Here is a 23,783-nt window from a genome sequence, read left to right on the forward strand (position 1 = left end):
TAGAACGTGTTCCACCCGGCCGGTCGGACCCGGTGGAAAACGGAGCGCCCCCGTCCGCCGCACCTGGCATGATCCTCCGTCATGCCGAACCCCGCCGCTTCGCTGTCGTCAGCGCCTGCGCCTGCGCCCGCGCCCGCGCCGTCGCCGCCACCGTCCGCCTCCTCCGACCGTCCGCGCCCCTGCCCGGCGTGCTCCGCGGCGATCGACCCCGATCCCCGGTTCACCGCCTGGTGCCCGGCGTGCGAGTGGAACCTCGTTCCCGCGGAGGAGGCCGCCGAGGAGTGCGCCAAGAACGCCAAGGTCGTGGCGCGGGAACGGGCGGCGTCCGAGCGGACCGAGCGACTGTTCGAGGAGGTCGTGGCCGGCCGCACCGGCACCACCCGGCGGGACTGGCTCGCCGCCTCGGCCCTCGCGGCCCCGGTCCACGCCGTCACCGTCGTCGTGGCGGGGGCCGCCCTCTGGCTGCTCGTCACCGGCAACACGCCGCTGCGCTGCCTGGGCGCCCTCCTCCTCGCGGTCGCCTTCCTGCTCCGGCCTCGGCTCGGCCGGGTGCCGAGCGGCGCGGGCGTGCTGAGCCGGGCCGATGCCCCCGCACTGTACGGGCTGGCCGACCGGGTCGCCGCCGAACTCGGGGCGCCGCCGGTCGGGGTGATCCGGGTCGACGAGGACTTCAACGCGAGCATGGCGGTGGTGGGGCTGCGCCGGACGTCGGTGCTCACGCTGGGGCTGCCGTTGTGGGAGGCGCTGGACGACCGGCAGCGGATCGCGCTGCTCGGCCACGAGATCGCGCACCGGGTCAACGGCGACAACCGGCGCGGCCTGTGGCTCGGCTCGGCGATGCGGGCGCTGGCGCACTGGTACGACCTCGCCCGGCCGCGCGAGCGGACCAGGGGCGGGTACGGCGTGGTCGCGTTGCTGTCGCTGATCGGGGACTACCTGGGCAACGCCTTCCTGCACCTCGTCAGCCGGCTGCCGTACCGGGCGTACCTGTTGCTCGACCGGCTCACGGCGCGGGCCGGGCAGGAGGCCGAGTACCGGGCCGACGGGCTCGGCGCGCGGGTCGCGTCCTCCGAGGCGGCGGGCGGACTTCTGCGGACGCTGCTGCTCGGCCCGGCGGCCGGGACGGTGACCATGCGGCTGCGCGCCGAGATCCAGTCGCGGCCGCGGTCCGGCCGGCGGGACGCCGCCGCGGGGCCGGACGCCGACGCGCTCTGGCCGCAACTGCGCGAGCACCTGGCCGCGATTCCGCCGCTGGAGCGTGAGCGGCTGCTCCGCCGCTCGCGGCAGGACGGGCACGCCGTGGACGCCTCGCACCCGCCGACCCACCTGCGGCTCGCGCTCATCGCCCAGCGCCCGCCGCTGCCGGCCACCGTCACCTGCCCACGGAGCGAGGCCACCACCATCGCCGCCGAACTCGCCCCGCACCGCACCCGCATCGCCCGCACCCTCCTCGCCGGCTGAGCGAGGTGGCCGTCGGCCCGGAGTAGGAAGTCGGACCGGCCGACTTCCTACTCCGGGAGGCTTCTCCGGGTGGGGGCCGTATCAGCAGGAATATGTCGGTCGGTCTACTTATTTAGTGGAGTAACTGGTCGGCGTATCTAGACCGGCCTACATATTTCGTGCGAGATAGGTAGACCGGTCTGCATATTCCTGCCGCCCAGCGCCGGTGGCGGCAGCAAGCGCTACGGCTGCGCCCGAGGACGGCACGCAGGCTCTGGAAGCGGCCGGGAGGGCGGGAGGGCTGGCAGCGGCGAGGGTGAGGACGGCGTCGGGGCGGCACGGGGCAGCGGCGAGCGCCGGGGCACGGCGCGGGGCCGGGCACGGCGAGGGGGCGCGAGGCCGGAGCACCCGCGAGCGCCGGGCACGGGGCAGCGGCGAGCGCCGGGCACGGCGAGGGGGCGGGCACGGGGCAGCGGCGAGGGCGGGGCGTACCGTCGAGTAGGGTCCGACGGCGAGCAGGAACACTGGACCACCCCCGCCGAGGAGCAGCACCATGTCCGACCTCCTGGAGACCACGCGCCCCCAGCCCGAGGTGCTGGCCGCGTTCGAGGACGCGACCGGGTTCATGCCCGTCGACGAGGGCCTCGCGCTGTACGCCGCCGCCGTGACCGCCGCGCGCCGGACCGGTGGGCTGCCCGTGCTGGAGATCGGCACCTACTGCGGCCGCTCCGCGATCCTGCTGGCCGCCGCCGCCCGGGAGACCGGCACGGTGGCGCTGACCGTCGACCACCACCGCGGCTCCGAGGAGCAGCAGCCCGGCTGGGAGTACCACGACCCGACGCTGGTCGACCCGGAGGTCGGCCGGATGGACACCCTCCCCCGGTTCCGCCGCACCCTGCACGCGGCCGGCCTGGAGGAGCACGTGGTCGCCCTGGTCGGCCGCTCGCCGCAGATCGCGGCCCTGTGGAGCGGCCGGCTCGCTCTGGTCTTCATCGACGGCGGCCACACCGACGAGCACGCCACCGCCGACTACGAGGGCTGGGCGCCGCATCTGGCGCCCGAGGGCCTACTGGTGGTCCACGACGTCTTTCCCGACCCGGCCGACGGCGGCCAGGCCCCCTACCGGGTCTACCTACGGGCGCTCGCCGAGGGCTTCGAGGAGGTCTCGGTGACCGGTTCGCTGCGCGTCCTGCGCCGCCGCGCCGCCGCCTGAGCCGTCCGGCACCGCCCCCGCACCCCCAGACCCCCAGGCCCCCCCACACCCCCAGGCCCCCGCACAGCGTCCGGAATCGGCCGACCCGCCCCACGGCGATCACGGATGCTCTAACGTCGTGCCGGGGCTGTCGGGCGGGGGCGCGAACGGTACGGTGTCCGCGCGGTCGCGGACGCCCGCGATCGCGGCACGGCCGCATGACACCAGCAGAACATCCGGGCGGAGCGCACCCGGGCCGACCGTGGGGGCCAGCACAGATGACGGACCAGCAGAACACCGCTCCGGCGGTCTGGGACCCGACCGCCCGGGGCGGTGCGGGCGGCTGGGTGCGCGGTCCCCAGCAGCCCTCCGCGCCGGCCGCCCCCGCCCCGCCGCCCACCGCCCCGACCGCGCCCGCCGCGCCGTCCTACCCCCTGCGGTCGCCGGCCGGACCGCCCGCCGACGACGCCCCGACGGCCGTCATCCCGCAACCAGTGCCGCCGCAGCCCGCTCCGCCGCACCCGGTGCCGCCACGGCCCGGCCCGGCGTTCCCGCAGGCCGCCCCGGCCGGCGGCCCGCCGTACGGCGCACCCCACCAGCCGCCGCAGCAGGCCGCCTACCCGCCCCCGCCCCAGCAGGGCTACGGCGCCCAGGCCCCGTACAACCACCCCGGCCACCCCGGCCACTCCGGCCACCCCCAACCGGGCTACGACCAGCCCGGCTACGACCAGTACGACCAAGCGGCGCCCTACCACCCCGACTACCCGACCGCCTACGCCGAGCCCGACGACGAGGGCGGCACCGCCAGCAAGCGCGCACCGCTGCTGATCGCCTTCGCCCTGCTCTTCGTGCTGGCCCTGGGCGGCGGCATCCTCTGGGCCGTCCGGGACAAGGGCTCCGGCACCGACCAGGCCGGCCCCGCGACCCCGTCCGCCGCCGCCACCGGCAGCGCCGACGCGTCCGGGAACCCGCCGCCCGCCCCGGCCCCCGACGGTTCGGCCGGCGCGCCGACCCCGGGGGCGTCCGACGCCGCCACGGCGAGCGCGACCCCCAGCCCGACCGAGACCGCCGGCGGTCCCAACGCGCAGTCCCAGGCCAAGGCGCTGGACGAGCTGCTCACCCAGGGCGAGGGCGCCAAGGCCCCGATCGGCAGCGCGGTCGCCAAGGTGAACAGCTGCCCGGCCAAGCCCGACATCGAGTCCGCCGCCCAGACCTTCGACAACGGCGCCAAGCAGCGCGACCAGTTGCTCACCAAGCTGGCCACCCTGAGTGTCACCGACCTGCCGGGCGGCGCGGACGCCGTACAGTCGCTGAAGTCCGCCTGGCAACTGTCCGCCGACATCGACCGGGCGTACGCGAGCTGGGCCCGGACGGTCGCCACCCAGGGCTGCTCGGGTTCCGCCCCGAACACCGCCGACAAGAAGCGCGCCGACGAGCTCAACCCGCAGGCCACCCAGGCGAAGAAGGACTTCGTGACGAAGTGGCGGACGATCGCCGACCAGTTCGGACTCACCGCCCGTACCCAGGACCGGATCTGACCCACCCGTGACACGCACCACCCGCCGCCCCACCGAGCCGGTCGACCCGGTCGACACCACGGCCCCCGCGCCCCCCGACGGCCCCGACGCCCCCACCGCCGCCACCACCGCGACCGCCACCGCCGGCCCCCGGCGCCGCTCCGCCCTCCGGCGCACCGCGACCGTGGTCGGCGTTCTGGCCCCGCTCGGCCTGGTCAGCTGGCTGGGCTGGCAGGCCGTCGGCGGCCCCGGCCCCGATACGCCCGACGCCGCCCCGCCGGCCACCGGCCCCACCGCCCAGGGCGCGCCCACCACCCAGGCCACCCAGGCCACCCCGGCCACCCCGGGCGCGACCGCGGCCGGCACCCCGGCCGACCCCGCCGCCCCCGTCCCGGCGCCCGCCGCCCCCACCGCCACCACCCTGGCCGGCCGCACCGTCCTGCTCGACCCGGGCCACAACACCGGGAACTCCGCCCACACCACCGAGATCAACCGCAAGGTCGACATCGGCAACGCCCGCAAGGAGTGCGACACCACCGGCACCGCCACCAACGCCGGCTACACCGAGGCCGAGTACTCCCTCGACGTGGTCCACCGGGCCCGCGCGATCCTCGCCGCCCGGGGCGCCACCGTGGTGCTGGTCCACGACGGCGACCGCCCCTGGGGGCCGTGCATCGACGAGCGCGCCCGGATCGGCAACACCGCCCACGCCGACGCGGCGGTCTCGGTGCACGGCGACGGCGGCCCGGCGAGCGGCAGCGGCTTCCACGTGATCATGCCCGCCAAGGTGGTCGCGGGCCGGGCGAACACCTCCGCGATCGTCGACCCCTCGCACCGGCTCGGCCTGCTGCTGCGTGAGAACTTCCACACGGCGACCGGCGAGCCGTACGCCGACTACACCGCGAGCCAGGGCCTGGACACCCGCTCCGACCTCGGCGGACTCAACCTCTCGACCGTCCCCAAGGTGTTCATCGAGTGCGGTAACATGCGCAACCCGGCGGACGCCCGCCGGATGACGGATCCTCAGTGGCGCCAGCAGGCCGCCCAGGGGATCGCCGACGCGCTGACGGCGTTCCTGACCACCCGGTAGGAACCCCGCCGGAGCCCGGCGGCCGGGACCGGAACCGGCGTGGTCGCAACCGCGTGATTTGCAACGACTTCGCCCCGTACCCGTGCCCTGCCGTGCACCCGTGCGGCCGTTGGCCCTAGGCTTCTGGTCCGTTCGGGGTTTTCCGGCCGGTCAGTCGACCGGGCGGGCGGGCGCCGACAGCACACCGGCCGAGCGCCGAAACGAAAACCGCCGACCACGACACACCAACGAGGGGAACGTTAGTGAATCTGCGCGCTCTCACCAAGGGAGACGCCGCCGTCGCAGGTGCGGCCGTCCTGCTCTTCATCGCCTCCTTCCTGCCGTACTGGACCGTCGACTGCAAGAGCAAGTACTGCGGCGACACCTCGACGAACGCCTGGGACAGCGTCCTGTTCCCCGTCCTTCCCTCGGTCTTCCTGCTCGGCATCCTCGCCGCGGCCCTGATCCTGGTCCAGCGCTTCCAGGGCCAGGCGGCCGCGAACCGCCAGATCCTCGGCCTGCGCCTGGACCAGTGGGGCATCGCCTTCTCGGTGGCCGCGCTCTGGGCCGCGCTGTGGTCGCTCGGCGGCGGCCTGGAGGGCATCGACCACGGCATCGGCGCCTGGCTCGCCGTCGTCGCGCTGATCGTGCTGGCCGGCGCCGCCGCCGGCGGTCAGCTGATCCCGGTGCTCAAGACCCCGCTGGTCACCGACCGCCCGGCCGCCCCCGCCGCCTTCCCGGCCGGTGGCTACCCGGCCCCCGGCCAGCCCGGCCAGCCCGGCCAGCCCGGCCAGCAGGGCCACTACGGCTACCCGGCCCCGGGCCAGGACCCGAACCAGGCGTCCCCGACGTTCGGCGGCCAGCCCGCCGGCTACGGCTACCCGGCCCCGCAGGCCGGCCAGCACCAGCCCGTCCCGGGCCAGCCGCAGGACGTCGCCGCCCAGCAGGCCGCTGCCGCGCAGGCCGCCGAGGCCGAGGCCGCCCGACAGGCCTCCGTCCAGCAGGCCGCGCAGCCGCAGCCGGCCCAGACGGCCCCGGCGGCCGACTTCGCCCCGTTCTGGTTCGCCGTCCCGGCGCCGCGTCAGCTGGCCCCGAAGGACAACCCGGCCGGCGCCCCGGTCGGCGAGCTCGTCCCGGGCACCTGGTACCTGGCGGTCGAGCAGCGCGGCACCGCGCTGGTCGCCCAGCTGCAGGACGGCACCCAGGGCGTGCTCGCGGACACCTCGGGCATCCAGCGCGGCTGATCCCGCGGGTACCCCGTACGTACGCCGAAGGGGCGGGAACCGGAGAGATCCGGTCCCGCCCCTTCGGCGTACGTACGGCAAGCGCGGTTCAGCAGCAGTCCTGGACCACCAGCCCGGCCGGCAGCTCCTCGCCGCCGAACACCGCCACCGTCGCCGGGTCGCCGCCGAGCGCCGCGACGGCGAGCAGCAGCGCCCCCGCCGTCCAGGTGGTGCGCTCCTCGGGCCAGATCGCGTCGTCCTCGAACACGTACCCGGTCCAGTACGAGCCGTCGCTGTGCCGCAGGTGGCGCTGGATCCAGCGCAGGATGTCCACCGCGCGGTCGGACTCGCCGACCGCCCAGAGCGCCATGGCCAGCTCGGCGCTCTCGCCGCCGGTGACCCAGGGCCGGTCGCTGACGCAGCGCACGCCGAGGCCGGGGACGACGAAGCGGTCCCAGTCCCGGGCGATCCGCTCCAGCGCGGCCGGGCCGCGCAGCGCGGTGCCGAGCACCGGGTAGTACCAGTCCATCGAGTAGCGGTCCTTGTCGAGGAACCGCTCGGGGTGGTGGGTGACGGCGTGCCGCAGCCGGCCGGCCGCGAGCTCCCAGTCGGGCTGCGGCTCCTCCAGGTAGTCGGCGACGGCCAGTCCGCAGCGCAGCGCGTGCAGGATGCTGGACGAGCCGGTGAGCAGCGCCTCGTCGGTGGCCGCGCCGTGCTCGTCGACCCGCCAGGCGATCGGACCGCCGGGCAGCCGCTGGGCGACGATGAAGTCCAGCGCCCGCCGGACGGTGGGCCACATCCACTCCAGGAAGGCGTCGTCGCCGGTGGAGAGGTGGTGGTGCCAGACGCCGACGGCCACGTAGGCGCAGAAGTTGGTCTCCTTGGCCGGGTTGCAGACCGCGCCGTCGGCGTGGTCGGGCAGGCCGTAGGCGTAGGCGGCGTACCAGGAGCCGTCCGGGTTCTGGCGCCCGGCCAGCCACCGGTAGGCGGCCTCGGCGGCGGCGTGCTCCCCGGCGGTGTCCAGCGCCATCGCCGCCTCGGTGTGGTCCCAGGGGTCGAGGTGGTGGCCGCGGAACCACGGTATGGCGCCGTCGGGCTGCTGCTCGGCGAGGATGCTGCGGACGGTGCCGGCGGCCTGTTCGGCGTCGAGCACCCCGTCGAGCAGCAGGACCTCCGGGACGGCGGCGGTCACTCGGTCCCGCCCGCTGCCCGCTCCGCCGTGCCCGCCGTGCCCGCCGTGTCCGAAGCCCCCGCCGCGCCGCGGTCGGCCCCGGGCCGGTGGGGCTTGGAGGCGTAGGCGACGAAGCTCTTGCCGATGACCGGGTTGAGCGCCCGCTCGGCGGCCTTGGTGAGGGTGCTGATGACGGGGGTGCCGACGATGTCCCAGACCAGCAGCTGGTGGTAGGCCTTGACCGGCAGCGCCTTGTCGTTGTTCACGCCGACCGCGCACTTGATCCACCAGAACGGCGAGTGCAGCGCGTGCGCGTGGTGGGTGCCGTAGGGCTCCAGGCCGGCGTCCTTGAGCTTGTCGAGCAGTTCGTCGCCCCGGTAGATCCGGATGTGGCCGCCCTCGACCTCGTGGTACTCGTCGGAGAGCGCCCAGCAGATCTTCTCGGGCAGCCAGCGCGGCACGGTGACGGCGAGCAGTCCGCCGGGCTTGAGGACCCGGAACATCTCGGTGAGCACGCCCTTGTCGTCCGGGATGTGCTCCATCACCTCGGAGATGATGATCTTGTCGAAGTGGTCGTCCTCGAACGGCAGGGCCAGCGCGTTGCCCTCCATCGCGACCGCGGACGCGCCCTGCGGCGCCTCACCGGCCTGCTCCATGGCGGCGAACCACTTCCTGACCTCGGCGATCTCCTCGGCGTTCTGGTCGAGGGCGACCACGTTGGCCCCGCGCCGGTAGCACTCGAACGCGTGCCGCCCCCCGCCGCAGCCCAGGTCGAGCACCCGGTCGCCGGGGGCGAGCGGGAAGCGCGAGAAATCAACGGTCAGCACTGCGGACTCCCATTCCTTCGGTACCCAAGGTTCCTGACGCCGAGTCAGAGAAATCGCGGGGGCGTACGGGGCATACGGGGCGTGCGGGGCGGACCGGGCGGTGCGCGCGCCGCCCGGCGGAGCGGGTGCGGCCGGTCGCCGCCGGGCCGCTCGCCGCGGACACCGTCAGGCCACGTAGCGCCAGCCCGGGCCGGAGCGGGCCGCGCCCCCGGTCCCGGTGGCGATCGCGGCCCGGTAGCTCTCGACGGTCAGCTCGGCGGCGCGCTCCCAGGTGAACCGGGCGAGCACCCGCTCCCGGCCCGCCGCGCCGAGCGCGGCGCGCAGCCCCGGGTCGTCCAGCAGCCGGCCGAGCGCCGACGCCAGTGCGTCCGCGTCGCCCGGGGGCACCGCCAGGCAGCTCTCGCCGTCCGGCCCCGCGACCTCGGGGATCGCCCCGCCGGTGGTGGCGACCAGCGGCGTGCCGGTGGCCATCGCCTCGGCGGCCGGCAGGGAGAAGCCCTCGTAGAGCGACGGCACGCAGGCCACCTCGGCCGAGCGGTAGAGGTCCACCAGCTCCTGGTCGGTCAGGCCGTGCCGGAACTCGATGTGCCGCTCCAGCCCGAAGGAGCGCACCGCGCGGGCGATCGGGCCGTCCTCCTTCTGCGGCTTGCCGACCACGACCAGGTGCGCGTCCCGTTCGGTGCGGACCTTGGCCAGCGCGCCGACCAGGTGCACCAGGCCCTTCAGCGGGACGTCCGCGCTGGAGGTGGTGACGATCCGGCCGGGCACCCGCGCCACCGTGTCCGAGGGCGACCAGAGCCGGGTGTCGGCGCCGACCGGGACCACCGAGACGGCGTGCGGCGCGGCGCCCAGGTGCTCGGCGATCTCGCGCTGGGAGGTGCCGGAGACGGTGATGATGTGGTCCAGCCGGGCGGCGACCCGGCGCTGCATCCGGGTGAAGGCGTACCAGCGGCGCAGCGACAGCCGCTTCAGCCGGCTGGTGGCCGCGTCCAGTTCGACCCGCCGGTCCACCGTGATCGGGTGGTGGATCGTGGTGACCAGCGGGAAGCCGTGCCGGGCCAGGCCGAGCAGGCCGTAGCCGAGCGTCTGGTTGTCGTGCACGACGTCGTAGCGGCCGCGGTGGCGGGCCAGGTACTGGCGGGCGCGCAGCGAGAAGGTCAGCGGCTCGGGGAAGCCGCCGGTGCGCATGGTCAGGTACTCCAGGACGTCGACCGGCCCCCGGTACTCCTCGCGCGCCGGGGTGCGGAAGGGGTCGTCGGCCCGGTAGAGGTCGAGGCTGGGCAGTTCGACCAGCCGGACCGAGCCCGGGCCCTCGACCTCGTCCAGGACGGGGTAGGGCTGGGCGCCGATCACGTCCACGTGGTGGCCGAGGCGGGCCAGCTCACGGGAGAGGTGCCGTACGTACACGCCCTGGCCGCCGCAGAACGGGTCGCCGCGGTACGAGAGCAGGGCAATCCGCAGCGGCTGCGCGGTCATCGTCGGCCCTCATCTCTGCTGCTGTCTGTGCTGCCGGTCGATAAAGTAGATCAGGTTTCAGTGGGCGTGGAGTCCACCGGTGACCATGTGAACAATGAGAGACCTCGAAGATACCGGCCCGTAGCTTGCGCTCAGGATCCAGGGCTGGTGATTCGCGCCACGCCCGGGAGCGTCCTTGCCGTCGTCATCGTCACCGCCGTCACCGCCCTCACCCCCGTCACCCCCGTCACTGCCGTCGCCGCAGGCACCGTCGCCCCCGCCGCCGCTGCCGACACCTCAGGAACCGCAGCTCACCGCCCGGCAGGCGGAGCGGCGCCGGCGGATCCTGCGGACCGCGACCGCGCTGGCCGCGCGCGGCGGGTACGACGCCGTCCAGATGCGGGAGGTCGCGGAGGGCGCGCAGGTGGCCCTGGGCACGCTCTACCGGTACTTCCCGTCCAAGGTGCACCTGCTGGTGGCGGTGATGCTGGAGCAGTTGCGCGGCCTGCAGGAGCAGGTCCGGCGGCACCCACCGGCCGAGGCCGAGCCGGCGCCGCGGGTCGCCGAGACGCTCACCCGGGCGTTCCACGCGCTGCAGCGCGAGCCGCTGCTGGCCGAGGCGATGGTCCGCGCGCTGTCGTTCGCCGACCGCTCGGTGAGCGCCGAGGTGGACCAGGTCTCCGCCGCCACCGGACAGCTCATCCTGGACGCCATCGGGCAGTCCGGACCGCCCACCGAGGCGCAGCGCGCCGCCGTCCGGGTGATCGAGCACACCTGGCACGCGGCGCTGGTCGCCTGGCTCTCCGGCCGCGCCTCGATCGCCGAGGTGCGGGCCGACCTCCACACCGCGGCCCGGCTGCTCACGCTGCCCTGAGGCGGCGGGCGAACTGGAACCTGTTCTCACCCGGACGGCTCCGCGGCGACCGGCCCGGCGGCTAAAGTCGACGGGCAGGACAACTCCATCCGCCCCTCCTCCGGGGAAAGCCGGTGCGAATCCGGCGCTGACCCCGCAACCGTGAGCCCGGCGCCCGTCCGCCGGGCGAGTCGGAGTGCCCGGGGAGGGGCGAGCGGCCCCGCGCCCGGTGGACCACCGCCGGGCACCGTCGAGGACTACGGAACGGCCCGCCCGGGCCGGCACCGCTCATCGAAAGGCATACCTCCGATCATGCTGACCGCCGCCCGTCTGGGCGCCGCCGCCCTGGCCGCCGCGCTGCTCACCGGCGCCGCCGCCGTCCCGGCCCTGGCCGACACCCCCGGTACCGGGACGGCCCCCGGCACCGGGACGGCCCCCTCCGCCGCGGTCCCCGAGGGGCTGTACGGCAAGGGCGACCCGACCTACGACGGCGTCTGGCGGCAGTCGCTCGCCCTGACCGCGCTGACCGCCGCCCAGGTGACCCCGGCCGACTCCGCGGTCGCCTGGCTCACCGGCCAGCAGTGCGCGGACGGCGGCTGGCCCTCCTACCGGGCCGACGCCTCGGCCGCCTGCGACGCCGCGACGGAGGACAGCAACGCGACCGCCGTCGCGGTCCAGGCGCTGGTCGCCCTCGGCGGGCACAAGGAGGCCGTGGACAAGGGCCTCCAGTGGCTCAAGGCCAACCAGAACGCGGACGGCAGCTGGGCCTACAACCCCGGCAACCCGGGTGACGCCAACTCGACCGGCCTCGCCGTCAACGCCCTGCTCGCCGCCAAGACCGACCCGGCGGGCGTCGCCAAGGCCGGCAGGAGCGCCTTCGACGGGCTCGCCGCCTTCCAGCTCGGCTGCGCGGCCCCCGCCGAGCAGCGCGGCGGCTTCGTCTACCAGCCGTCGCCGGACGGCACCCCCGCCCAGGCCAACGGCCTGGCCAGCGGCCAGGCCTCGCTCGCCGCGGCCGGCGGCAGGCTGCCGGTCACCAGCACCAACCGCACCGACGCCGCGCCCAAGGCCCTGGTCTGCCCGGACGGCGCCGCCGGGACGGCCGTCCCGCGCGCCGACTCTGGGGAGGCGGCGGCCGCGTACCTCACCGCGCAGCTCGCGGCGGGCGGGCGGCACCTGACGCTGACCCTGCCCGGCGCCGCGCCCGCCCCCGACTACGCGGCCACCGCCTGGGGCGCGCTGGGCCTGGTCCAGGGCGGCCACCCGCAGCAGGCCGCGGGCGCCGTCGACTGGCTGGCCGAGGAGGGCGGCGGCTGGACGAAGGGCGGCACCGACGCCGCCGCCACCGCCACACTGCTGCTGGTCGCCCAGGCCGCGCAGCGCGATCCGGCCGCGTTCGGCGGGACGGACCTGGTCAAGCAGCTGACCGCGCTCGGCCCGGCGCCCAAGGCCTCCGGCGGTGCGTCCGCGTCCGCGTCGGCCGGTGCGTCCGCGACGGCGAAGAAGGACGAGGGCGGCAGCCTCAACAAGTACTGGCCGCTCGGCATCGGCCTGCTGATCGGCATCGGCGGCGGTCTCGTGCTGAGCCTCCAGCGCAAGCGCGGCGCGAAGCTGTGACCACCCCCGGCCGGGCCGGCCGCGGGGCCCGGCCGGCGGACGCCACCCGCACCGCCGCCGCGTCGGAGACCCGGCGGCGGGTGGTGCGGGCGGCCTTGCGGTTCACGGCCGGGATGATCACCGGGGTGCTGATCCTGCTGATGCTCGGCGCCGCGCCGGCACAGGCCGCCGGGTACCGGTACTGGTCGTTCTGGCGCTGGTCCGACGGCGGCTGGGCGTACCAGCAGCAGGGGCCGGCCGTGCACGTTCCGGCGGACGGCGACGTGGAGGGCTGGCGGTTCGCCGTCAGCCCCGACGGCGGGCGGGACGCCGCCCGGCCGGGCGCGGGCGGGGACTTCGAGACCATCTGCGCCGGGACTCCGGCGGAGGGCGGGCGCAAGCGGGTGGCCGTGGTCCTGGACTTCGGCGGCGCCGCCGACGCGGCGGGCGGCGAGGCTCCGCCGGCACCGCGCACCGTGTGCGCCTCCGTCGCGCCGCGGGCCGGCTCGGCGGAGGTACTGGCCACCGTCGCGCCGCCGCTGCGGTACGACGGGAACGGCCTGCTCTGCGCCATCGCCGGCTACCCGCACGCCGGGTGCGCCGACCAGCTCGGCGCGGCCGCCAAGCCGGGTGGTGGCGGGCCGGGTGGTGGTGGGCCGGGTGGTGGGCCGACCGCCGGAGCGGACGGTGGCGGGCGCACGACGGAGAGCGCGAGCGCCGACCGTACCTCCTCCGGCGGGCCCGTCCTCGGGGTGGGCGCCGGCCTCGCGCTCGTCGTCGCGCTCGGCGCGGGCGCCGCCTGGCAGGTGCGCCGCCGCCGATGAGGATCACGCAGCCCGGTCCCGCCGTCCCTCCCCGGCAACCGAATATGTCGACCGGTCTACAGATTCGCTTCTCTGTAGACCGGTCGACATATTCCGCCTATGCCGACCGGTCTACATAGACCCGGCCCCGGCGCAGGAAGTCGGCCGGTCCGACTTCCCACTCCACGCCCACCACTCCACGCCCACCACTCCCCCGCACGACTCGACACCCCACCCCTGGACCCGACCGTTGGACCCCACCGTGCCCACACCCCGCGCCGCCCGCCGCCGGCCCCCCGCCGGGCCCCGCCACCTCCACCCCGGGGCCTGGTGGCTGTGGGCGCTCGGCCTGGGCGCGGCCGCCACCCGCACCACCAACCCGCTGGTCCTGCTGCTGCTCGCCGCCGTCGCCGGCTACGTCGTCGCCGCCCGGCGCGGCGACGCGCCCTGGTCGCGCTCCTACGGCGCGTTCCTGCGCCTCGGCCTCCTCGTCCTCGGCATCCGTCTCGTCTTCGCCGTCCTCCTCGGCTCGCCGGTCGCCGGCACCCACGTCCTGTTCACCCTCCCCGAGGTCCCGCTCCCCGTCTGGGCGCAGGGCGTGCGGATCGGCGGCCGGGTCACCGCCGAGGGCCTGCTGGCCGCGCTGTACGACGGACTGCGGCTGGCCACCCTGCTGGTCTGCGTCGGCGCGGCGAACGCCCTCGCCAGCCCGGCCCGGCTGCTGCGCGCGCTCCCGGGCGCGCTCTACGAGGCGGGCGTCGCCGTCGTGGTCGCGATGACCTTCGCACCGAACCTGATCGCCGACGTCCGGCGCCTGCGCGCCGCCCGCCGCCTGCGCGGGCGCACCGACCGGGGCGTCGCCGCCGTGCTCAGCGTCGGCCTGCCCGTCCTGGAGGGCGCGCTGGAGCGCTCGGTGGCGCTCGCGGCCGCGATGGACACCCGCGGGTTCGGGCGCACCGCGGCGGTGCCGCGCCGGATCACCGTGCTCACCGCCGTCCTCACCCTGACCGGCCTGCTCGGCATCTGCCTGGCCGCCTACGGGCTGCTGACCGCGGACGGCGGCGGCTGGGCGGTGCCGGTGCTCGTGGCCGGTCTGGCCGCCGCCTTCGCCGGGCTGCTGCTCGGTGGCCGGCGCTCGGTCAGGACGCGCTACCGTCCCGATCCGTGGGCGCTGCCCGAGTGGCTCACCGCCGGGTCCGGGATCGCGGTCGCCGCGTCGACCGCCTGGCTCGCCTCGCTCGATCCGCTCGCCTTCGCCCCCACCGTCGTCCCGCCGACGGCGCCGGTCCTGCCGGTCGCCGCCGCCGCGGCCGTCCTGCTCGGCCTCGTCCCCGCGTTCGCGGCCCCGCCCCCGCCGCCCGCCACCGGCACCCCGGCCCACACCACCGGCACCACCGAGGCCACAACCCCCACCGACCCGACCGCCACCACCGACCCGACCGCCACCACCGACCCGACCGAGCCCCGGAGGACCTCGTGATCACCTTCGACCAGGTCGGCGTCCAGTACGCCGACGCCGCGGCCCCCACCCTCAGCGGCGTCGACCTGACCGTCCCCGAGGGCGAACTCTGCCTGCTCGTCGGCCCGTCGGGCTCCGGCAAGTCCACCCTGCTCGGCACGGTGAGCGGCCTCGTCCCGCACTTCACCGGCGGCGTGCTGCACGGGCGGGTCACCGTCGGCGGCCGCGACACCCGCGAGCACCGCCCGCGCGACCTCGCCGACCTGGTCGGCACGGTCGGCCAGGACCCGCGCGCGCACTTCGTCACCGACACCGTCGAGGACGAACTCGCCTACGGCATGGAGTCGCTGGGCCTGCCGCCGGACGTGATGCGGCGCCGCGTCGAGGAGACCCTCGACCTGCTCGGCCTGGCCGACCTGCGCCGGCGCGCGCTCACCTCGCTCTCCGGCGGCCAGCAGCAGCGGGTCGCGATCGGCTCGGTGCTCACCGTCCACCCGCGCGTGCTGGTGCTGGACGAGCCCACCTCCGCGCTCGACCCGGGCGCCGCCGAGGAGGTGCTGGCCGTGCTCCAGCGACTGGTCCACGACCTCGGCACCACCGTGCTGATGGCGGAGCACCGGCTGGAGCGCGTGGTCCAGTACGCCGACCAGGTCCTGCTGCTGACCCCCGGGGCGCCGCCCGTGCTCGGCGAACCGGCCGAGGTGATGGCGCACTCGCCGGTGCACCCGCCGGTGGTCGGGCTCGGCCGACTGGCCGGCTGGCACCCGCTGCCGCTCACCGTCCGCGACGCCCGCCGCCGGGCCGCCGGGCTGCGCGCCCGCCTCGACGGCCACCGCCCGCCCGCCCCGGCCCCCCACCACCCGCCGAACAGGGCCGCCCCGCTCGCCGCCGCCTCCCGCCTGGTCGTCCGCCGCGGCCCCGTCCCCGCGCTGCGCGGCGTCGACCTCACCCTGCACCCCGGCGAGGTCACCGCCCTGATGGGCCGCAACGGCGCCGGCAAGTCCACCCTGCTCGGCACCCTGGTCGGCCTGCACGCGCCCGCCGCCGGCTCGGTCACCGTCGGCGGGCGCACCCCGCACCGCACCCGGCCCGCCGAGCTGATCCGGCACGTCGGCCTCGTCCCGCAGGACCCGCGCGACCTGCTCTACGGGGAGAGCGTCACCGCCGAGTGCGCCTCCGCCGACCGTGACGCGGGCGCCGCGCCCGGCACCTGCCGCGCCCTGGTGGAACGGCTGCTGCCCGGCCTCGCCGACTCCGCCCACCCGCGCGACCTCTCCGAGGGCCAGCGCCTCACCCTCGCCCTGGCGGTGGTGCTGACCGCCCGCCCGCCGCTGATCCTGCTCGACGAGCCCACCCGGGGCCTCGACTACGCCGCGAAGGCCCGGCTGGTCGAGATCCTGCGCGCCCTCGTCGCCGAGGGCCACGCCGTGCTCCTGGCCACCCACGACGTCGAACTGGCGGCCGAACTCTCCCACCGCACGGCCGTGCTGGCCGACGGCGAGATCGTCGCGGACGGTCCGACGCCCGAGGTGGTGCTCGGCTCGCCGGCGTTCGCCCCGCAGGTCGCCAAGGTCCTCGCCCCCGGCCCCTGGCTCACCGTCCACCAGGTCGCCGACGCCCTCGCGGGGGCCGCCGAGTGAACCCGCCCCACGCCCCGCTGGCCCGACCCGTCCCGCTCGGCCGCCGCTCGGTCCTCGCCCTCGCCCTGGTCTCGCTGGTCGGCGTGGCGGGCTTCGGCTGGCCGCTGCTCGCCGCCACGGACTCCGCCCTGGTCGGCCACTCCGCCGACGCCCCCTGGCTGTTCGCCCTGCTCCTGCCGCTCCTGCTCGCCGTCCTCGTCGCCCAGATCTCCGAGGGCCGCGCGGCGGGCGGCGGCGCCCCCGGCCTGGACGCCAAGTCGGTGGCCCTGCTCGGGGTGCTGGCCGCCGCCGGCGCGGCCCTGCGCCCGCTCGGGGCGGGCACCGCCGGGCTGGAGCCGATGTTCTTCCTGATGGTGCTGGCCGGCCGGGTGCTCGGACCCGGCTTCGGCTTCGTGCTCGGCGCGCTGTCGATGTTCGCCTCCGCCCTGCTCACCGGCGGTGTCGGCCCCTGGCTGCCGTTCCAGATGCTCGCCATGGGCTGGGTGAGCCTCGGCGCGGGCCTCCTGCCCGGCCCGGCCCGCCTGCGCGGCCGCCGCGAACTCCTGCTGCTCGCGGGATACGGGGCCACGGCCTCGCTCCTCTACGGCGTGATCATGAACCTCCAGGGCTGGCCCTACATCGCGGGCCTCGCGAGCTCGATCTCCTTCGTCCCGGGAGACCCGCTCTCCGACAACCTGGTCCGCTTCGCCGCCTACTGCCTCACCACCTCCCTCGGCTGGGACCTCCCGCGCGCCGCCCTCACCGTGGTCCTCTGCCTCTCCCTCGGCACCCCCGTGCTGCGCGCCCTGCGCCGGGCCACCCGCCGCGCCGCCTTCAGCGCCCCGGTCGCCTTCCACCCGCCGGCTCGCCCATCCGGCAGCACCCCGCCGTCCGAAGGGGTGAACCGCACCACCCCCTGATCCCCCGCACCGGGGCACCGCACGACGCCGCGCCCCGGACCGCTGCGGTCCGGGGCGCGGCGTCGTGCGCGGCGGGTCAGGCCTTCGGGCCGGTGGCCTGGACGACGTCGAAGGACCAGAGGGTGGAGCCGGTGGCGGCGGGGCGCTTGGGGGCCTCGCCCTCCGGGGAGGCCGGGCGGTGGGCGGCCTGCATCGGGCCCGAGAGCCAGGCCTGGAAGGACTCCTCGTCGCGCCAGCGGGTGTAGACGAGGTACTGGTCGGTGCCCTCGACCGGGCGGAGCAGCTCGAAGTACTCGAAGCCGTCGGAGTTCTCCACCGCCCCGGCCCGCGCGGCGAAGCGCTTCTCCAGTTCCTCCCGCTGCTCAGCGGGGACGGTCAGGACATTGATCTTGACGACGGACACGCCGTACCTCCTCGGGGTTGTTCTGAGAAGGCAGTCTGCTACACCTCACACGATCCACGGCGGGGCCACCCGGTCCCCGGTGTCCAGGTTGCGGGCCATGGACGGGGCCGGGGAGGCGACGACGGCGGTGAAGCCCTCGTCGGTGCGCAGCCGGCGCGGGGCGTCCGCGGGCAGGACGAGGGTGTCGCCGGCGCCGAGGCGGAGTTCCGCGCCGGCCAGTTCGACGGCGGCGGAGCCGGTGAGGAAGGTCCACACCTGCTCGGTGTCCATGGCGTGCCGGGGGCCGGTGCGGGCCGGGGGCATCTCGACGCGCCACACCGAGAGGCCGGTGCCGCCCTGGGTGGGCGAGGCGCAGGTGGTCATGACGGCGCTGGGGGTCTCGGTGCGGCGGGCGTCTGCGTGGCGGATGACGGACAAGGCCTGGTTTCTCCTCTAAGATGGACAACCGAGTTGTCTATATGGTCAATGAGGTTGTCTATCGTGTCAAGTGAGCAGGCCGGGCCGGGGTTCGAGCTGCCGCTGCGGCTGCTGTTCGCGTTCCGGCTGATCATCGACGAGCTGCACGAGCGGATCGCCCGCGAGGGACACCCCGACTTCCGGCCGATGCACGGGTTCGTGTTCCAGGCGATCGGGCCGGATGGCACCACCGCCGTCGAACTGGGCCGGCGGCTCGGGGTGTCCAAGCAGGCGGCCGGCAAGACCGTCGAGCAGCTCGAACGGCTCGGCTACGTGGAGCGCGGCAGCGATCCGGCGGACGCCCGGCGCAAGGTGGTCCGGCTGACGGCGCGCGGGGTCGACAGCCTGGTCCGCTCGGCCCGGATCTTCGACGAGCTCCGGGTGGAGTGGGCCGGGAAGCTCGGCGGGGAGGAGCGGTTGCGGGGGCTGGAGGACGCGCTGCGCACGCTCGCGCCCGGGGACCCGTTCCGGCTGGACACCCCGCGCTGGTTCGGAGCCCCGTAGGACGGGTCAGAAGGAGCGGCCCTCGCCGTGGTACGGGGGCTCGTGGCCGATCGGATCCGGCCGGTCGCGGGGGTCGGCGCCGAGCGAGGAGGCCAGCCGGGTGAGCAGTTCGGCGAGGTCGTCGAACTGCTTCTCGTCCCAGTCGCCGAGAAGTTCGGCCAGCTGCTCGCGGCGGGCGGCGACCAGCTGGAGCGCCGCCGCTTCCCCCGGCTCGGTGAGCCGCAGCGGCAACCCGCCGCTGCGTGCGGCCAGGCCCCGGCCCTCGACCTCGCGCACCGCCTCCTCCACCACCGCGAACGGGACGATCCGGCGCTCCGCCAGTTCGGCGGGCTCCACCGAGCCGTGATGGTGCATCTGGAGCAGCAGCCAGCTGGAGGCGGGCTTGAGGTCGAGCCCGGCGGTGGCGGTGATCCGCTTGAACAGGTCGCGCCGGGCCTCCCGGGTGTTCAGCACGGACAGGGCCCGGCTGATCTCGTCCAGCGAGGAGCGCTCCACCGGATTGAGGCCGATCGACTCGCCGAGGTCGGGGGCGGTCACGGTGCTGCGCAGCTTCTGCTCCCGCAGGAACAGCGAGAGGACGAAGGCGACCGCGGCCACCGGCACCGCGTACAGGAAGACCCGGGTGATCGACTCGGCGTAGGCGTGGTGGACCGCGTCCTGGAGGGCGGCGGGCAGCACCTCGACGACGCGCGGGTCGGAGGTGATCACCCCGGGGTCGAAGCCGGGCGGCAACGGGACGCCGGCCAGTGCCTCCCCCAGCCGGCGGTCCAGGCCGGAGGCGAAGACGGTACCGAAGACCGAGACGCCGACGGAGGCGCCGATGGAGCGGAAGAAGGTGGCGCCGGCGGTGGCGACGCCGAGGTCCTGGTAGCCGACCGAGTTCTGCACGATCAGCACCAGCACCTGCATCACCAGGCCAAGCCCGAGGCCGAAGACCAGGAAGTAACAGCTCATCACGAAGGTGCTGGTGTGCTCGTCGAGCAGGGAGAGCAGCAGCAGGCCGACGACGGTGATGGCCGAGCCGGCGATCGGGAAGGTCCGGTAGTGACCGGTGCGGGACACGATCTGACCGGAGGCGATCGAGGTGACCAGCATGCCGATCACCATCGGCAGCATATGGACACCGGACACCGTCGGCGAGACGCCCATGACGACCTGGAGGAAGGTCGGCAGATAGGTGAGCGCGCCGAACATCGCGAAACCGACCACGAAGGAGATGACGGCCACCAGGCTGAACGTCCGGGAGCGGAACAGCCGCAGCGGCAGGACGGGTTCGGCGGCGGTCCGCTCCACCAGCACGAAGGCCAGCAGCAGGACCAGCCCGAGCACGCCCAGGCCGATGATCTGCCAGGAGCCCCACCCCCAGGTCGTCCCGCCGAGCGAGGTCACCAGCACCACGCAGGTGGCGACGGCGGCGATCAGCGTGGTGCCGAGGTAGTCGATCCGGTGCCGGCGGCGGGTCTGCGCCCCGGGCAGCACGGCCGCGATCACGGCCAGGGCGACCACGCCGATCGGCAGGTTGATGTAGAACACCCAGCGCCAGCTGAGGTTGTCGACGAACAGCCCGCCGAGCAGCGGCCCGAGCACGCTGGTGACACCGAAGACGGCGCCGAAGACGCCCTGGTACCTGCCGCGGTCCCGGGGTGGCACGAGGTCGCCGACGATGGCCTGGGAAAGCACCATCAGACCGCCGCCGCCCAGGCCCTGGAGGGCGCGGAAGGCGATCAGCTCACCCATGTTCTGGGCGATGCCGCACAGCACCGAGCCCAGCAGGAAGATCACGATGGACGCCTGGAAGAACACCTTCCGGCCGTACATGTCGCCGAGCTTGCCCCAGAGCGGGGTGGCCGCGGTGGAGGCGAGCAGGTAGGCGGTGACCACCCAGGACAGGTGCTCCAGGCCGCCGAGGTCGCTGACGATGGTGGGCAGCGCGGTGGAGACGATGGTCTGGTCGAGCGCCGCGAGCAGCATCGCCAGCAGCAGGGCGCCGATCGGCACCCACAGGTTGCCGTGGCCGGCCCCGGGCGGCCCCGGCTCGCCCGCCGGGATCCGGTCCGACGGCCCCCGGTCGGACGGCCCCTGGTCGGACGCGGCGATCGGATCCGTCATGGGGTCTCCGTCTCCGTAGCAGCTCGGCGGTGATCACTCCCGGTTCACCATGCTGTCAGAAATGCACCGTTTCGCGCGTTTTCAGTTGAGCCGAACGTAAGACCGTCCGTTATCAGGACGTCGGCCCCGACGCATCGACCGTTCATCGATCACCAACCCCCACCAACCGGCACAAGGCACCCACACCGGGCCGGACGCCCCTGTCCCCCCTCAGGGACGTCCTGCATAATCAGGCCCGTCCACCGCCAGAACACGAGTCCGACCGCAACCCGCGTCCGAGACCGCGACCGCGACCGACCGAGAACCCGAGGAGGCCGGCCGATGCCGGACCAGCACTGCCCGACGTGCGGCAGCGCACGCTCCGCCGGCTGTGGCTGCCTCGTCCCGGACGGCAGCCTCGACGAGACCACCGTCCTGCCGCACATGGAGGGCCCGCCGCTGGTGCGCCCGTACGTGCCGCAGGCCGTCGGCCAGGTCGTGGACGGCCCGCCGGACGGAGTGGCCGGCGACCCGTTCGGCACCACCGTGCTGCCCCCGGCCGGCCCGCCGGACGCACCGGCCGCCGTTCCCCCGCTGGGCCCGGACGCCGACGCCTACGCGACCACCGTGCTGCCGCCCGTCGCCTCGGCCCCGCCGTTCCCGCCACAGCAGCCGCAACAGCCGCAACAGCCGCAGCCGGACGGTGTTCCCGCGCCGGACGCGGACGAGCTCGGCGTGTTCCCGGTCGCCCCCGCCGCGCCCGGCGGCGGCCGGGCCGCCCGGCGCGCGGCGGAGCAGGAGGGCGCCCGCGGCCCGCTCGCCCGCCGCAAGGGCCTGCTGATCGCGGCCGGCGCCGGACTGCTGGCGGTCACCGTGGGTCTCGCCTACGCGATCACCCCGTCCTCCGAGCCGAACGACCGGGCCGCCCCCGCGCCGACCGCCACGCTCGGCCTCGCACCGGTGGACCCGAGCACCCCGGCCCAGCCGAGCCCCAGCGCTCCGCAGCCCGCCGAGTCCACCGAGTCCGCCCCGACGCCGACCCCCACCCGGACGACCGCCAAGGCGTCACCGACCAGATCGGCGACCGGCACCCCGCCCCCGGCCGCGCCCGCCACCACGGAGGCCGCCGCTCCCCCGGTGAAGGCGCCGGAGCCGGACCAGCCCGCCACCGCCCCGCCCGCGCCCCCGGCGCCGCTGCCCACCACCCCGCCGCCGGCGCCGACCACCGCGCCGCCCACCCCGGCCCCCACCGCGACTCCGAAGCCGACGCCGACGCCGACGGTCCGCGTGCTGGAGTACGGGATGGAGGGGCCCGACGTCCAGGCGCTCCAACGGCAGCTCAGCGTCGTGATCTGCTGGGAGAAGGTGCCCCCGACCGGCAAGTACGACGACCGCACCAGGCTCATCGTCACGTACTTCCAGGACATCAACGGCATCCGGGGCGACGCCCGCGGCGTCTACGGCCCGGTCACCCGCGCCGCCCTGGAAGGGCGCACCGGCTGCTGAACGGACACGGGGCGCACCCGGCCGCCGAGCAGCCGGTGCGCCCCGTCCGCCGGACCGCCCGTCGCGTCAGCCCTTGATCGCCTGGAAGATGCTGAACGCGGCCATCAGCACCATCACGCTCGCCGCGACCCGGATGATCATCTTCATCGGGACGTGCTTCAGCAGCTTCTGCCCGCCCAGGATCGCGATCCCCGCGACCGAGCACAGCGCCAGCCAGGCACCCAGGCCCACCGCGAGCGGGTCGGCGTACTTGGCGGCCAGGTTGGCGGTCATGATCTGGGTCAGGTCACCGAACTCGGCGATCGCCACGACCACGAAGCTGGCCCCGGCGACCTTCCAGAAGCTGCTGGAGGACGGCTCCTTGGCGGCGTGCCCGTCCTCGTCGTCACCCCCGCCGTGGAACAGCAGCATCGCCGCGCCGGCCAGGAACAGCACGCCGGTGACGCCCTCCACCCAGCGGTGCGGCAGCAGCGAGAGCAGGTGCCCGGCGACCAGGGCGATGCCCACCTGCAGGGCGAAGGCGGCGGCGATCCCGGCGAAGACGTAGCTCGCCCGGTACTTGGCGCCGAGCATCAGGCTGGCCAGGGCGGTCTTGTCGGGCAGCTCTGACAGGAAGACGATGCCGAACGTGATCGCGGCGACGGTCAGACTCATCGGGGGTGGTGTCCCTCGGGTTCGGGCTGCCGGCCCGCAGCAGCTCCGTCAGGGGGTCGCTCCGGCCCGACAGCGCTGGTGGGTGATTCGCGGAACGCGCCAGGACGCGAACGCACAGCACTGCGGCCGAAGGTCTCGCCGGCACCGGTCGCGCGGACCGTGGTGCCCCGGGCGCCGGGCCCGAGGGGGCCAGTATGTCGACGGTCCGGTGGAGGGCTACTCCCCTTCAACGCGCCAAGCCTACCCGATGCCGTCTCCCGGCCGGCCGGCGCCGACCAGCCCCCGGCCGACCAGCTCCAGCACCACCACGACCGCCACCGACTCCACCGCCAGCAGCCCGACCAGCACGAACAGCTGCACCGCGCCCGCCTGGACCGGCGAGGCCCCGCCGAGCAGCATGCCGACGAACGCGCCCGGCAGGGTGACCAGCCCCACCGTCCGGGTCTGGTCGAGCGCCGGGACGAGCGAGGTGGCGGCGGCGGTGCGGCAGATCTCCATCCGGGCGTCCCGCTCCTCGAAGCCGAGGGCCAGCGCCGCCTCGACCTCGCCGTGCCGCTGGCGCAGCTCGTCCAGGGCGCGCCGCCCGGACAGCGAGGTGGCGGTGAGCGCGCCGCCGATCAGGATGCCGGCGACCGGGATGACCGACAGGCCCTTCGGCGGCAGCAGCCCGGTGCCGAGCAGCAGCACCAGCACCGGCAGCACCCCGGCCCCGATCGGCGCGGCCGCCCACCCCCACCCGCGCGCGGGGGCCGGCACCATCCGCCGCCCGGCGGTGCGCACCGCGACGGCGAACATCAGCAGCACGAAGAGCGCCGACCACCAGCGCGAGCCGACCACCCAGGTGATCACCAGCGCGACGGCGGCCAGTTGCACCAGCGCGCGCAGCCCGGCCCGCAGGACGGCGCGCCCCTGGCCGAGCCGGCCCCACCCGGCGACGGCGACGGCGGCCAGCAGCAGCACGGCGGTGACCGCGCCCAGGCCCGGGGTGACCGGCAGCAGCCGGTCGCCCTCGGCGAGAGGGACCACCG

21 protein-coding genes and 1 riboswitch are annotated in these 23,783 nt (G+C 75.6%); of the genes, 13 read left to right on the top strand and 8 right to left on the bottom strand.

Features of this window, described 5'->3' with window-relative positions:
• Nucleotides 1–81 precede the first annotated feature (81 nt).
• The 5 genes from ABT238_RS10975 (at nt 82) to ABT238_RS10995 (ending at nt 6,462) form a co-directional block, all read left to right on the top strand.
• Nucleotides 82–1,461, top strand: coding sequence for a M48 family metallopeptidase (locus tag ABT238_RS10975; RefSeq protein ID WP_350756617.1), 1,380 nt, complete (start codon nt 82–84; stop codon nt 1,459–1,461).
• Nucleotides 1,462–1,993: 532 nt separating this feature from the next.
• Nucleotides 1,994–2,653, top strand: coding sequence for a class I SAM-dependent methyltransferase (locus tag ABT238_RS10980; protein WP_350756620.1), 660 nt, complete (start codon nt 1,994–1,996; stop codon nt 2,651–2,653).
• A gap of 257 nt (nt 2,654–2,910) precedes the next feature.
• Nucleotides 2,911–4,170, top strand: coding sequence for a hypothetical protein (locus ABT238_RS10985; RefSeq protein WP_350756623.1), 1,260 nt, complete (start codon nt 2,911–2,913; stop codon nt 4,168–4,170).
• Nucleotides 4,171–4,177: 7 nt separating this feature from the next.
• Nucleotides 4,178–5,239, top strand: a complete 1,062-nt coding sequence (locus ABT238_RS10990) for an N-acetylmuramoyl-L-alanine amidase (protein ID WP_350756626.1) — start codon at nt 4,178–4,180, stop codon at nt 5,237–5,239.
• A gap of 242 nt (nt 5,240–5,481) precedes the next feature.
• Nucleotides 5,482–6,462 (top strand): hypothetical protein, encoded by a 981-nt coding sequence (locus ABT238_RS10995; RefSeq protein WP_350756629.1) that lies wholly within the window; start codon nt 5,482–5,484, stop codon nt 6,460–6,462.
• 88 nt (nt 6,463–6,550) lie between these two features.
• Here ABT238_RS10995 and ABT238_RS11000 read toward each other — a convergent pair whose 3' ends face one another.
• From ABT238_RS11000 to ABT238_RS11010, 3 genes are all read right to left on the bottom strand, one after another.
• Nucleotides 6,551–7,633, bottom strand: coding sequence for a prenyltransferase (locus ABT238_RS11000; protein ID WP_350562124.1), 1,083 nt, complete (start codon nt 7,631–7,633; stop codon nt 6,551–6,553).
• Entirely contained in the window at nt 7,630–8,439 is an 810-nt protein-coding gene (locus ABT238_RS11005) for a class I SAM-dependent methyltransferase (RefSeq protein ID WP_350562122.1), read from the bottom strand. The genes ABT238_RS11000 and ABT238_RS11005 overlap by 4 nt, the downstream gene beginning before the upstream one ends.
• 165 nt (nt 8,440–8,604) lie before the next feature.
• A complete protein-coding gene (locus tag ABT238_RS11010) occupies nt 8,605–9,915 on the bottom strand; it encodes a glycosyltransferase family 4 protein (protein ID WP_350562120.1) in 1,311 nt (436 codons plus the stop codon).
• Nucleotides 9,916–10,144: 229 nt separating this feature from the next.
• Here ABT238_RS11010 and ABT238_RS11015 point away from each other — a divergent pair, with 229 nt between their 5' ends.
• From ABT238_RS11015 to ABT238_RS11040, 6 genes are all read left to right on the top strand, one after another.
• Nucleotides 10,145–10,768 carry a TetR family transcriptional regulator gene (locus tag ABT238_RS11015; protein ID WP_502891420.1) on the top strand — a complete coding sequence of 208 codons (624 nt, stop codon included), beginning with the start codon at nt 10,145–10,147 and terminating at the stop codon, nt 10,766–10,768.
• Nucleotides 10,769–10,875: 107 nt separating this feature from the next.
• Nucleotides 10,876–10,945: riboswitch (cobalamin riboswitch) on the top strand.
• 114 nt (nt 10,946–11,059) lie between these two features.
• Complete coding sequence (locus ABT238_RS11020) at nt 11,060–12,364, top strand: SCO2321 family membrane protein (RefSeq protein WP_350756631.1); 1,305 nt, start codon at nt 11,060–11,062, stop codon at nt 12,362–12,364.
• Nucleotides 12,361–13,167, top strand: a complete 807-nt coding sequence (locus ABT238_RS11025) for an SCO2322 family protein (RefSeq protein WP_350756633.1) — start codon at nt 12,361–12,363, stop codon at nt 13,165–13,167. Before ABT238_RS11020 ends, ABT238_RS11025 begins: the two co-directional genes overlap by 4 nt.
• 241 nt (nt 13,168–13,408) lie before the next feature.
• A complete protein-coding gene (locus tag ABT238_RS11030; protein WP_350756636.1) occupies nt 13,409–14,626 on the top strand; it encodes a CbiQ family ECF transporter T component in 1,218 nt (405 codons plus the stop codon).
• Entirely contained in the window at nt 14,623–16,245 is a 1,623-nt protein-coding gene (locus ABT238_RS11035; protein WP_350756639.1) for an ABC transporter ATP-binding protein, read from the top strand. The genes ABT238_RS11030 and ABT238_RS11035 overlap by 4 nt, the downstream gene beginning before the upstream one ends.
• Complete coding sequence (locus ABT238_RS11040; RefSeq protein ID WP_350562110.1) at nt 16,242–17,144, top strand: ECF transporter S component; 903 nt, start codon at nt 16,242–16,244, stop codon at nt 17,142–17,144. Before ABT238_RS11035 ends, ABT238_RS11040 begins: the two co-directional genes overlap by 4 nt.
• 76 nt (nt 17,145–17,220) lie before the next feature.
• Here ABT238_RS11040 and ABT238_RS11045 read toward each other — a convergent pair whose 3' ends face one another.
• Both ABT238_RS11045 and ABT238_RS11050 read right to left on the bottom strand, forming a co-directional pair.
• Nucleotides 17,221–17,547 (bottom strand): antibiotic biosynthesis monooxygenase family protein, encoded by a 327-nt coding sequence (locus ABT238_RS11045; protein WP_350562108.1) that lies wholly within the window; start codon nt 17,545–17,547, stop codon nt 17,221–17,223.
• A 45-nt stretch (nt 17,548–17,592) separates the two neighbouring features.
• Complete coding sequence (locus ABT238_RS11050; RefSeq protein ID WP_350756641.1) at nt 17,593–17,964, bottom strand: cupin domain-containing protein; 372 nt, start codon at nt 17,962–17,964, stop codon at nt 17,593–17,595.
• A gap of 63 nt (nt 17,965–18,027) precedes the next feature.
• Here ABT238_RS11050 and ABT238_RS11055 point away from each other — a divergent pair, with 63 nt between their 5' ends.
• The gene (locus tag ABT238_RS11055; RefSeq protein ID WP_350562104.1) at nt 18,028–18,507 is read left to right on the top strand and encodes a MarR family winged helix-turn-helix transcriptional regulator; all 480 of its coding nucleotides are present in this window, start codon (nt 18,028–18,030) and stop codon (nt 18,505–18,507) included.
• 6 nt (nt 18,508–18,513) lie between these two features.
• On the opposite strand, the gene ABT238_RS11060 is transcribed toward ABT238_RS11055, so the two are convergent.
• Entirely contained in the window at nt 18,514–20,616 is a 2,103-nt protein-coding gene (locus tag ABT238_RS11060; RefSeq protein ID WP_350562102.1) for an MDR family MFS transporter, read from the bottom strand.
• Nucleotides 20,617–20,937: 321 nt separating this feature from the next.
• Here ABT238_RS11060 and ABT238_RS11065 point away from each other — a divergent pair, with 321 nt between their 5' ends.
• The gene (locus ABT238_RS11065) at nt 20,938–22,101 is read left to right on the top strand and encodes a peptidoglycan-binding domain-containing protein (RefSeq protein WP_350756644.1); all 1,164 of its coding nucleotides are present in this window, start codon (nt 20,938–20,940) and stop codon (nt 22,099–22,101) included.
• 66 nt (nt 22,102–22,167) lie between these two features.
• Here the strand turns inward: ABT238_RS11065 and ABT238_RS11070 are convergent, their stop codons facing one another.
• Together ABT238_RS11070 and ABT238_RS11075 are read right to left on the bottom strand one after the other, a co-directional pair.
• Entirely contained in the window at nt 22,168–22,755 is a 588-nt protein-coding gene (locus tag ABT238_RS11070) for a TMEM165/GDT1 family protein (RefSeq protein WP_350562098.1), read from the bottom strand.
• A 240-nt stretch (nt 22,756–22,995) separates the two neighbouring features.
• A complete protein-coding gene (locus tag ABT238_RS11075; protein WP_350562096.1) occupies nt 22,996–23,781 on the bottom strand; it encodes an ABC transporter permease in 786 nt (261 codons plus the stop codon).
• Nucleotides 23,782–23,783: the final 2 nt, after the last annotated feature.

It is taken from the genome of Kitasatospora sp. NPDC001527 (assembly GCF_040298605.1).
Classification (GTDB): domain Bacteria; phylum Actinomycetota; class Actinomycetes; order Streptomycetales; family Streptomycetaceae; genus Kitasatospora.